The sequence below is a fragment of the Flavobacterium beibuense genome (genome assembly GCF_004151245.1).
Classification (GTDB): domain Bacteria; phylum Bacteroidota; class Bacteroidia; order Flavobacteriales; family Flavobacteriaceae; genus Flavobacterium; species Flavobacterium beibuense_A.
The window spans coordinates 234350-245226 of record NZ_JUIW01000009.1; the positions used below are offsets into that span (position 1 = coordinate 234350).

8 protein-coding genes and 1 pseudogene are annotated in these 10877 nt (G+C 38.0%); 5 read left to right on the forward strand and 4 right to left on the reverse strand.

All coding sequences use genetic code 11. From position 1 onward, the window contains the following. Positions 1–103: 103 nt before the first annotated feature. The 4 genes from secDF (at position 104) to NU09_RS13830 (ending at position 5119) form a co-directional block, all read left to right on the forward strand. Positions 104–3055, forward strand: coding sequence for a protein translocase subunit SecDF (gene secDF, locus NU09_RS13815; RefSeq protein ID WP_129751886.1), 2952 nt, complete (start codon positions 104–106; stop codon positions 3053–3055). 152 nt (positions 3056–3207) lie between these two features. Next, a complete protein-coding gene (locus tag NU09_RS13820; protein WP_129751887.1) occupies positions 3208–3915 on the forward strand; it encodes a MotA/TolQ/ExbB proton channel family protein in 708 nt (235 codons plus the stop codon). Between the two features lie 2 nt (positions 3916–3917). Beyond that, positions 3918–4310 carry an ExbD/TolR family protein gene (locus tag NU09_RS13825; RefSeq protein WP_129751888.1) on the forward strand — a complete coding sequence of 131 codons (393 nt, stop codon included), beginning with the start codon at positions 3918–3920 and terminating at the stop codon, positions 4308–4310. Between the two features lie 8 nt (positions 4311–4318). Then, positions 4319–5119, forward strand: coding sequence for an energy transducer TonB (locus NU09_RS13830; RefSeq protein WP_129751889.1), 801 nt, complete (start codon positions 4319–4321; stop codon positions 5117–5119). 63 nt (positions 5120–5182) lie between these two features. Here the strand turns inward: NU09_RS13830 and lgt are convergent, their stop codons facing one another. The 4 genes from lgt to folE all read right to left on the reverse strand — a co-directional run bounded on the left by lgt (position 5183) and on the right by folE (position 8647). Beyond that, positions 5183–6124 carry a prolipoprotein diacylglyceryl transferase gene (gene lgt, locus NU09_RS13835; protein ID WP_129751890.1) on the reverse strand — a complete coding sequence of 314 codons (942 nt, stop codon included), beginning with the start codon at positions 6122–6124 and terminating at the stop codon, positions 5183–5185. Positions 6125–6190: 66 nt separating this feature from the next. After that, positions 6191–6442 carry a membrane protein insertion efficiency factor YidD gene (yidD, locus tag NU09_RS13840; RefSeq protein WP_129751891.1) on the reverse strand — a complete coding sequence of 84 codons (252 nt, stop codon included), beginning with the start codon at positions 6440–6442 and terminating at the stop codon, positions 6191–6193. Positions 6443–6446: 4 nt separating this feature from the next. Further along, complete coding sequence (cysS, locus tag NU09_RS13845; RefSeq protein WP_129751892.1) at positions 6447–7931, reverse strand: cysteine--tRNA ligase; 1485 nt, start codon at positions 7929–7931, stop codon at positions 6447–6449. Positions 7932–7975: 44 nt separating this feature from the next. Beyond that, a complete protein-coding gene (gene folE / locus NU09_RS13850; RefSeq protein ID WP_129751893.1) occupies positions 7976–8647 on the reverse strand; it encodes a GTP cyclohydrolase I FolE in 672 nt (223 codons plus the stop codon). A gap of 336 nt (positions 8648–8983) precedes the next feature. On the opposite strand from folE, the pseudogene NU09_RS13855 reads away from it, so the two are divergent. Beyond that, positions 8984–10877 (forward strand): annotated as a pseudogene (locus NU09_RS13855) (hypothetical protein); the annotation flags it as partial.

Consider the following 10877-nt stretch of genomic DNA (forward strand, 5'->3'; position numbering starts at 1 on the left):
GGTCTTTTTTTTGTGATATAATTAGCAAATTAATTGGTTAATCATTTGGAGAATTATATATTTGCTCGTTTTTAAAAAATGGAATAATTAATTTTTAGTACTAATGCAGAATAAGGGACTTATTAAATTTTTCGCAATTATTTTAGCGGCAGTAAGTATTTATCAGCTTTCATTCACATTTGCTTCTAATAAAGTTCAGGACGATGCTAAGGCATTTGCTAACGGCGATTCAACAAAAGAATTGGCTTATCTTGACTCAATAGGCAAAGAGGATGTTTTTCTTGGTTATACTTACAATCAGGTAAGAGACAAACAAATTAACAAGGGTCTTGACCTTGAAGGAGGTATTAACGTTATCCTACAGATATCTGTAAAAGATATCCTTAAAGGTTTAGCTAATAATACTGACAACGCCGTTTTCAACAAGGCTTTAGAAGTTGCTACAAAAGAGCAGCAGGGTAATCAGGATTATCTTGACGCGTTTTTTGTTGCTTTTGAAAAAGAGTCCAAAGGTAGTATACAGCTTTCTTCTCCTAAAATTTTTGCTAACAGAAACTTTAGCGAAGTTAAAACCAGCATGACTGATGAGGAAGTTAAGGCTCAGGTTAAGAAAAAAGTTAGCGATGCTATCGACAGTGCATTTGGTGTACTAACAAAACGTATAGATAAATTTGGCGTTGTACAGCCAAACCTTCAAAAACTTGGTCAGTCAGGAAGAATTCTTGTAGAGCTTCCGGGTGCTAAGGATATAGACAGGGTTAAAAAATTACTACAAAGTACCGCTCAGCTTGAGTTTTGGGAAGTTTATAAGTTAGACGATCTTGCTCCTTTCTTAGGTCAGGCAAGCCAAATCTTACAAGAAACTGAAAAAGCTGAAGAGGCTAAAGCAGAAACAAAAGATACTGTAAACTCTTCTTTAGAGTCTCTTTTAGTTGATAAGGCAGAAGACTCTGCAGCAGCAAAAAAAGGTAACAACCCATTATTTGAAATATTCCAACCTGGTTTCCAGGGAGGTCCTATAATTGGTATGGCAGCTACAAAAGATACTGCTAAAATCAATAGTTACTTTAAAAGATCAGACATCCGTGCTAACCTGACAGGTGATTTACGTTTTGTACGTTTTGCTTGGGGTAAAGAAAGTAAAGCTAATCCGGGTGTTGTAGAGTTATATGCTCTTAAAGGAAACAAAGAAAACCTTGCTCCGTTAAGCGGTAGCGTTATTACTGGTGCTAAAGATGATTTTGACCAGTTAGGTAAGCCTATCGTGTCTATGCAAATGGATGCTAAAGGTTCAAGAATTTGGGAAGACTTAACCCGTAAAGCATACGAAGAGCGTGGCAACATCGCTATCGTTCTTGATAACGTTGTTTACTCTGCACCTACAGTCACTACAGGAGCTATTTCGGGTGGTAACTCTCAAATCTCAGGTTCATTTGATGTAACTGAAACAAAAGACTTAGCTAACGTACTAAGAGCGGGTAAACTTCCTGCATCTGCAGATATTGTACAGTCAGAAGTTGTTGGTCCTTCATTAGGTCAGGAAGCTATCGATAACGGTATCACTTCTTCATTAGTAGGTTTACTGCTAATCTCTTTCTGGATGATATTCTACTACGGTAAAGCGGGTTGGTATGCAAACCTTGCTCTTGCAGTTAACTTACTTTTACTGTTTGGTGTACTTGCAAGCTTAGGTGCTGTGCTTACATTACCTGGTATTGCCGGTATCGTATTAACGATGGGTACTGCGGTAGATGCTAACATCATTATCTATGAAAGGGCTAAAGAAGAGCTTAGAATAGGCAAGACACTGGGTGAGTCTATTAAAGACGCGTTTAGCTGGAAAGGTGCTATGTCATCTATTATCGATGCTAACGTTACAACATTCCTTACCGGTTTAGTACTATTAATATTTGGTACAGGTCCTGTAAAAGGTTTCGCAACTACACTACTTATAGGTATACTTACCTCTCTGTTTACTGCTATCTTCATAACAAGAATTTTGCTTGACTGGGCTGCAAACAGAAGCGGTAACCTTACTTTCAATACATCAATTACTAAAAACTGGTTTACTAAGTTTGACTTTAACTTCCTTGCTAAAAAGAAACTTGCTTATGTTATTTCAGGTATCCTTATTGCAGGTAGTTTCGTATCGTTTGCTGTAAACGGACTTGATCAGGGTATTGACTTTGTAGGAGGGCGTACTTTCCAGGTTAAGTTTGAAAACAAAGTATCTGTAGAAGAAGTCAAGTCTGTTTTAAGTGATGCTTTTGGTAGTGCAGTTGATGCAAAAGTATTTGGTAGCGAGAATCAGTTAAGAATAACTACTAAATATAAAGTAGATGCTCACGGTGTTGAAGTTGATAAAGAAGTTAACCATATACTATATGATAATCTTAAGAAGTTCTATACTACTGATATTTCTTATGATAAATTCGTAAACTCTTATGAAGGTAAGGAGCTTGGTGTACTTCAGGCTTCAAAAGTGGGTCCTACCATCGCAAAAGATATCAAGACTAACTCTTACTGGGCTGTACTGGGTTCATTAGTTATTGTATTCCTTTACCTAATGATCAGTTTCAGAAGATGGCAGTTTAGTTTAGGTGCTGTTGCAGCGGTAACTCACGACGTTATCATTGTATTAGGTATCTATTCTGCAGGGTATGCTATAGCTCCTTTCCAAATGGAAATGAACCAGCACTTTATTGCAGCTATCCTAACGGTAATTGGTTACTCATTAAACGATACGGTAATTGTATTTGACAGGGTAAGGGAATACCTTGGTGGTAATGTTAAAGGTGACTTTAACAGTATTGTTAATCACTCTATTAATACAACCCTATCAAGAACTATTAATACATCACTAACTGTAATAATTGTATTACTTATCATGTTTATATTTGGTGGTGAGTCTATCCGTGGATTCGTATTCGCAATGCTTGTGGGTATTATAGTGGGTACTTATTCATCACTATTCATAGCTACTCCTATCCTTGTAGATACAGTTTCAGCTAAAGACAAAAAAGCTGTTGAAGCGGCACACAACACGGCTGAGTAATAGTTTTTTTACAATTATATATAAAACCTGCCTGATTTTCAGGCAGGTTTTTTTATTTCTAAAAGAGATGTTAGCGCTGTGGCTATTAAGCAATTTTTAGCCTATATTAGCGTTAAAATTTAAAAGATAAATATTTTAAGACTTAATTCTCTATGGTAAACATTCAGAATGCCGCCGATAGTTTGGCAGTGGCTCAGGAAGCTCTATTAGATGAGCAGGCAACAGAAAAAACATTATCTATTTGGGAACTCCTAACAAGCGGCGGACTCGGAGGACAGATCATTATGATTGTTCTTGCGGTTCTTTTGTTTGTGGCAATTTACCTTTATATAGAAAGGATACTTGCTCTTAAGGCAGCCTCTAAAGAAGATAAAGGGTTTATGAACCAGATTAGGGATCATATTACCCACAGACGTTTTGACAGCGCTAAGCTTTTATGCCAGCATACAAACACTCCGGTATCAAGACTGGTAGAAAAAGGTATATCAAGAATTGGCAAGCCGCTAGAGGATATTAATACAGCGATTGAAAGTGCAGGTAAGCTCGAGATATATAATCTTGAAAAGAACGTGAGTATATTGGCTACTATTTCGGGTGCAGGACCTATGATTGGTTTCCTTGGAACCGTAGTTGGTATGGTACTTGCATTCCATGAGATAGCAAGCGGTGGCGGACAAATACAAGTTGATGCTCTTGCCAGTGGTATTTATACAGCAATGACAACTACCGTGGTTGGTCTTATTGTAGGTATTATAGCTTATATTGGTTATAACCACCTGGTAGTGAAAACAGATAAGATTGTAAACCAGATGGAGGCCAACGCAGTTGATTTCCTGGACTTATTAAATGATCCGGTATAATTATGAATTTTAGAAGCAGAAACAAAGTAACTCCGGAGTTCAATATGTCGTCAATGACGGATATTGTATTCCTGTTATTGATATTCTTTATGCTTACTTCTACAATGGTTACTACCAATGCTCTGGACATTAACCTGCCAAAGGCAAAAGGTAAGACCGAAAATAACCAGAATGTATCGGTAAGTATAAATAAGGATTTGGAGTATTTTATAGATAAAGACCCTATAGCAGAAGAAGCTCTTGAAGGAAGACTAATAGAACTGTTGGCGGGGCAGGAAGGTAAAGCTATTGTATTGCGTGCCGAAACAGGTGTGCCTATTGAAAAGGCGGTAAGCGTAATGGATATAGCTTACAGAAACAAATTTAAAATAGTATTGGCAGTTAATCCTAAATAATAGGAATAATGAAGTATTTGGAAACAGAAAACGAAAGGAAATCATTTGCAATAACAGTAACGATATTTGCGATACTGCTTATTCTGTGCTTTTTCCTTGGTATGAAGTATATGGATCCACCCCCTGAAAATGGTATTGCCATTAACTTTGGTACTACTGATTTTGGTCAGGGCGATATCCAGCCTACCGAACCTATACAGTCGGCACCACAGCCACAGCAGTCGGTTCCTGAGTCAAACCCTGTTACGGAGGAAGTAGTTACTCAGGATGTAGATGATGCTCCGGTTATTAACGATACCAAACCTAAAAAGGAAACTCCTAAGCCTACAGAAAAGCCTAAAGAGACTCCTAAACCACCCACACCTTCTAAAAGTACTACTGATGCCTTAAACAGTCTTATAAACGGACCAAAAAGCGAAGGTAAGGCAACACAAGGTCAGGGTGACAGTAATCAGGCCGGTGACCAGGGTAAAATAGACGGATCACTTCAGGGAGGCTATGGTAACGGAGGAAAAGGTACTGTTGGTACAGGTAACGGTAACTATCAGTTAGGTGGCAGGAATGCTATAGCTAAACCACAGCCTAAGTATTTGTGCAATGAACAGGGTAAGGTAGTGGTTGAGATTTCTGTAGACCGTTCCGGGAGGGTAATAAGTGCTAAGCCGGGAGCGAGGGGAACCACTAACAATGCAGCATGTTTATTAGAACAGGCAAAAATAGCAGCAATGAATACAACATGGGAGCCTGATTCTGACGCTCCGGACAAACAGATAGGTAAGATTATTTACAATTTTACATTAACGGATTAATTGAGATAATATATAAAATAAAAAACCCCGCAATTGCGGGGTTTTTTATGATTTACTCTGTAATTAAAGAGTTTCTGTTCTTTTCTTAGCTGTGAATATCAGGTAGAAACCTACTAATATAAACGGTATGCTTAACCATTGTCCTGTAAGCAGGATAGGGTTTTCTCCTTCAAACCCTCCCTGGCTTTGTTTAACAAACTCCACTACAAAACGAACTGTCCATAGTAATACGAGGAATACCCCAAATATAAGTCCATGCTGTTTTCTTGAGTCTGTTTTCCAATACATGTAATAGATAATGGCAAACACAAAAATGTAGCAAAACGCTTCATATAGCTGTGCAGGATGCCTGTATGGTATTGCAGCAAGATTTTCAGAAAATTTAGGATCATTCTGAATCATATCATAAGCCTTGTTGTAATCGTTGGTTTGGGTAAGCTTCATGGCGTCAGCCTTATCGAGATACTTTTCACCTCTTATAAATTTAACTGCTGTTGGTAGATCGGCAGTGGTTTCGCTACCTAATATCTCAGAGTTGATAAAGTTACCTATACGGATAAAGATACCACCGCTTGTTACGGGTATTACAATGCGATCAAGCATCCATAATACAGGTCTTTTGATGATTTTTTTGCTGTAATAGAAAATAACAAGTATGATAGCTATTGCAGCTCCGTGGCTTGCAAGTCCGGCAAAACCTGTAAATTCAAATTTTGGGGTTGTACGGAAAGGCAGGAACACATTAACGGGATCTTCTCTGAATAGTTCCGGTTGATAAAATATTACATGCCCTAAGCGGGCACCTATCATGGTGGCAACTATGGTATATATAAAAAGTTTATCCAGTTTTTCCATGCTTTCGCCCTCGCGTTCAAATATTTTTTTCATTACGAAGAAGCCAAGGCCAAAGGCTACAACCCACATAAGGCTGTAATAACGAAGCAGAAAGAACCCTAGGTCTATACCTTCGTGCGGATTCCATACAAAGCTTAAAGCGTGTGTCATTTTTATTGGTTTAATTTCTGTAAAAATAAATAAATGTAAAAGACTGCCAAGCCTTAAAATCGTTAATTAATGATTATGGTGGCATTTTCTTTCAGGAACCGGATCATATCCGCGGCCTCCCCATGGGTTACAGCTTACAATTCGCTTAATGCCAAGCCACCCGCCTTTAAAAAGGCCATGTATCTGTAAAGCTTCAATAGTGTATTGTGAGCAGGTAGGGGTATAGCGGCATGCCGAAGGCAAAAAAGGAGAAATAGCGCCCTGATAAAAGCGTATTAATAAAATAAAGGGCGCTATTATTATCTTTTTAAATGTCAATGTATTATTGTTGAAGGGTAAAGGTTGTGCCTTCCTTACTGTCCTTTAGCTCAATACCAAGCTCTGTAAGCCTGTTTCTTATAAGGTCAGAAAGGGCAAAGTCCTTGTTGGCTCTCGCTTCATTTCTCATGCCAATAAGCATGTTTACCACACCTTCAAGTTTATCATTATTATTAGAAGCTGCCTTTTCATCAACAAGTCCCAATACTTCATAAACAAAAGAATGCATTGTGCTGCTTAGTGAAGCAAGGTCTTCTGCTGTAATGGTTTCTTTACCATCCTTTAACAGGTTTATGTATCTAACGGCTTCAAATAGCTGTGCTATTAATATAGGGCTGTTAAAGTCGTCGTTCATGGCATCGTAACATTCCTGTTTCCATGCGGTAACATTAATGCTGGATATGGCAGAAGTTGTAATGCCCGGTAAAGACTCTATTGCTTCCATAAGGCGGTTAAAGCCTTTTTCGGCAGCAATAATAGCATCATTACTAAAGTCAAGTACACTACGGTAGTGTGCCTGAAGTATAAAGAAACGGGTTACCGTGGGCGAAAAAGCCTTACTTAATATAGAGTTGTTTCCTGAAAAGATTTCTCTTGGCAGGATGTTGTTTCCTGTAGACTTCGACATTTTCTTACCGTTAAGGGTAAGCATGTTGGCATGCATCCAGAAGTTTACCGGCGACTGACCTGTGCAGGCTTCGTTTTGGGCAATTTCACACTCATGGTGAGGGAACTTTAAATCCATACCACCACCATGAATGTCAAAATGATTGCCTAAATATTTTGTACTCATAGATGTACACTCTAGGTGCCAGCCCGGAAAACCGTCTCCCCATGGAGATGGCCAGCGCATAATGTGTTGTGGCTCGGCTTTTTTCCAAAGTGCAAAATCCTGAGGGTTTCTTTTTTCATCCTGTCCGGAAAGGTCGCGGGTATTGGCAATCATATCTTCAAGATTCCTTCCGCTTAGTTTTCCGTAGTGATTGGTTTCATTAAACTTAACCACATCAAAATACACCGAACCGTTAGATTCATAGGCATATCCGTTGTCTATTATTTTTTTGATAGTCTCAATCTGTTCAATAATATGTCCTGTCGCTGTTGGCTCAATGCTTGGCGGCAGGTTATTGAACATTTCAAGAATCTGGTGAAAGTCTACCGAGTATTGCTGAACAATCTCCATAGGCTCCAGTTTTTCTATCCTTGCTTTTTTTGCAATTTTGTCTTCACCATCATCAGCGTCATCTTCAATATGGCCTACGTCAGTAATATTACGTACATAGCGTACCTTAAAACCTAAATGTTTCAGGTAACGGAAAACCAGGTCAAAAGAAATAAATGTTCTACAGTTACCTAAATGTACATTACTGTATACTGTAGGACCGCAAACATACATGCCTACGCTACCTTCATGTATAGGTGTAAACACTTCCTTTTCTCCACTTAGTGAATTATAAATTTTTAAAGCCTGGTTTTTATACAACTGCATATGGTTAAATTGAATCCGTTAGTAACGGTATAAAAATAATAGGATTAAAATTGTGTGTCAAGTTTTATGTAATCTAAAAACTCTCTGCGAACATGTTCTTCCTTAAATCGTCCTCCAAATTCAGAAGTTACGGTGCTGCTCTCAATATCGCGAATACCTCTTGAGTTAACACAAAGGTGTTTAGCATCGATAACGCAGGCAACATCTTCTGTTTTAAGAACCTTTTTCAGTTCCTCCACAATTTGTATGGTAAGTCTTTCCTGTACCTGTGGCCTTTTAGCAAAGTAATCCACAATTCGGTTCATTTTAGAAAGTCCCACAACCGTTCCGTTAGATATATAGGCAACGTGTGCACGTCCTACTATAGGTAACAGGTGGTGTTCGCAGGTAGAATAGATTGTAATATTTTTTTCTACAAGCATTTCACCATACTTATATTTATTTTCAAATGTAGATGATCCCGGTTTTCTTGTAGGGTTAAGTCCGCCAAAAATCTCTTTTACAAACATTTTGGCAACTCTGTTAGGGGTGCCTTTCAGGCTGTCATCTGTAAGGTCCATACCAAGTGTATTTAAAATACTCTCAACATCTTTTTTAATAGCTTCTATTTTCTGGTCGTCACTCATTTCAAAAGCATCTGGCCTTAAGGGTGTAGCCGCGCTTGTAGCAATATGGTTATCTCCTATATCGTCTTTTAAATCTTCGTTAGCAATCATTGATACAATAATTAATATATACTTAAAAAAGTCAGGTGGCAAAGATAGTTATAAAAGTTGATTTTAAAGGCTGTAGCTGTTAGCTAATTTTTGTATTGCTATTTATAATGCTTCATTTACCAAATTACTGTTTTGTGTTATGTTTGTAACAAAACTGCTTAAATCTTCTTTTCTTTTAGCTAAAAAATAAAGTTTTATAAAAAAATTTAAAACAGGGTAGGGTGTAGGGGGTAATAACTGTTATATATAAGCGTTATATTAAAAAAAAGTAATTTTTTTAAAGTAGTGCTTTATTTTTGTGTAAATTTCGCCTTTTCAAAAAACAAGTTAGAAAAAATGAGAAACAAGTACCTTTTATTAATACTCTTTATGAGTATTGTATGCTTTAAAGGTTTTTCACAAGCTCCAGGATGTCCGGATGTTAGTGTTTTTGCACCGGCCCCTTTATGTCATCCCGGAGAATGTACAGAATTAACCGCAGATTTTTTTGATACGGGAGCAACCACATCTTATGATGTATCTTCAATTACTTATGCTCCTCCTTATCCTTTTATCGGAGGTACTCAGGTATCTGTAAATACAGATGACGTATGGTCTCCTATGGTAACATTACCGTTTTCGTTTTGTTTTTATGGTCAAAATTATACACAGGCTCTTATAGGGTCTAATGGTGTTATTACTTTTGATACCACAAACTTTTCAGCTAACGGTGGATGTCCATGGTCCTATACTCAATCTGTACCTAATACAGGTTTTCCTATAAAAAATGCTATTTATGGTGTGTATCAGGATATAGACCCGAGTGTAGATAATGCTTTTGCGAATCCTAATATTAACTACGCTATTTTAGGTAGTGCGCCTTGTCGTACTCTTGTGGTAAACTTTTCTGAGGTTGCTCAGTTTGGATGTACTACAGATGCTACTGTTGGTGCACAAACCTCACAAATAGTATTATATGAAACTACAAACGTAATTGAGGTTTATGTACAAAGAAGAGTTCCTTGTACCAGCTGGAATGGCGGTAGAGGTGTTATTGGTGTGCAAAATGCCGGTGGTACCGAAGGGGTAACTCCTCCGGGACGTAATACAGGTAGTTGGACTACAACTAACGAGGCTTGGCGCTTTACTCCAAACGGACCTTCTAATGTTGTTTTTGAATGGCTTGATGAAAATGGTGTGGTTGTAAGTACAGGTACTACTTTAAATGTATGTCCTATGGTAACTACCGTATATACTGCACGTGCAACATATACTCCATGCGGAAATAATCCTCCTGTAGTTAAAACTCAGCCTGTTGTTGTTGAAATTGACGAAGTTGAATTAGGTGAGCCTGAAGATTTCGTTATCTGTGCGGTAAATCCTCCACCTTATGTTTTTGACTTGTCCCAAAATTCACCCCTTATTAGAATGGGTGGAAACCAGTTTCAGTATCCGGTAACATACCACCTCACAGAGGAGGACGCGGAAGAAGGTTTTGATCCTATCATTCCGGATAATGCATTTTCTACAGATACTAGTGTTACTATATATGCCAGAATGGAAAATGCACTTACTGGATGTTCAAACACAACAAGTTTCGAAATAATTATAGCTGAAGCTCCTGTTGCAGGTCAGCCTAACGACCTTAATCTTTGTGATGATGATGGTGACGGTTTCGTAATGACCGATCTTACCGTTCAAAATAGTGATGTTCTGGCAGGATTAGACGAGAATGCATATACTATAGCTTATTTTGAGTCCCTAGTTGCTGCAAACGCTAACACTCCTGCTATTGCAGATCCTCAAAATTATAATGCTGAAGAACGTACTATTTTTGTTAGAGTTTCAACTTTAGGTGATGATACTTGTTTTGATATTACCAATTTTGATATAAATATTACCGAATTACCAAATGATGTGGTTAGTCCTGCACCAATGGAAATTTGTGATGATAATCCTAATGATGGTACGGCATCATTTGATTTAACAGATGCTGTTAATGAAATTATTGCTGCTGAACCTGGAATGACACTTGATATTACAGTTCACCAAACTCAGGCAGAGGCTGATGCTGGTACTAACCCGCAGAATTATCCTGCTTATGTTTCAGATAGCCAGGCTATAAATCAAACAATATACTTTAGAGTTAAAGAAGCAGGTTCTTCTTTAGCAGGTTGTTATGTAGTGGTTTCAATGGACTTAACTGTTAACCAAAGCCCTGCTCCACCTGCCCCTATCACTGACTACGTTT

Excerpts from the sequence above, each read along its gene's own strand:
- secDF (WP_129751886.1), top strand. The coding sequence starts at position 104 with ATGCAGAATAAGGGACTTATTAAATTTTTCGCAATTATTTTAGCGGCA.
- NU09_RS13820 (WP_129751887.1), top strand. The coding sequence starts at position 3,208 with ATGGTAAACATTCAGAATGCCGCCGATAGTTTGGCAGTGGCTCAGGAA.
- NU09_RS13825 (WP_129751888.1), top strand. The coding sequence starts at position 3,918 with ATGAATTTTAGAAGCAGAAACAAAGTAACTCCGGAGTTCAATATGTCG.
- NU09_RS13830 (WP_129751889.1), top strand. The coding sequence starts at position 4,319 with ATGAAGTATTTGGAAACAGAAAACGAAAGGAAATCATTTGCAATAACA.
- lgt (WP_129751890.1), bottom strand. The coding sequence starts at position 6,124 with ATGACACACGCTTTAAGCTTTGTATGGAATCCGCACGAAGGTATAGAC.
- cysS (WP_129751892.1), bottom strand. The coding sequence starts at position 7,931 with ATGCAGTTGTATAAAAACCAGGCTTTAAAAATTTATAATTCACTAAGT.
- folE (WP_129751893.1), bottom strand. The coding sequence starts at position 8,647 with ATGATTGCTAACGAAGATTTAAAAGACGATATAGGAGATAACCATATT.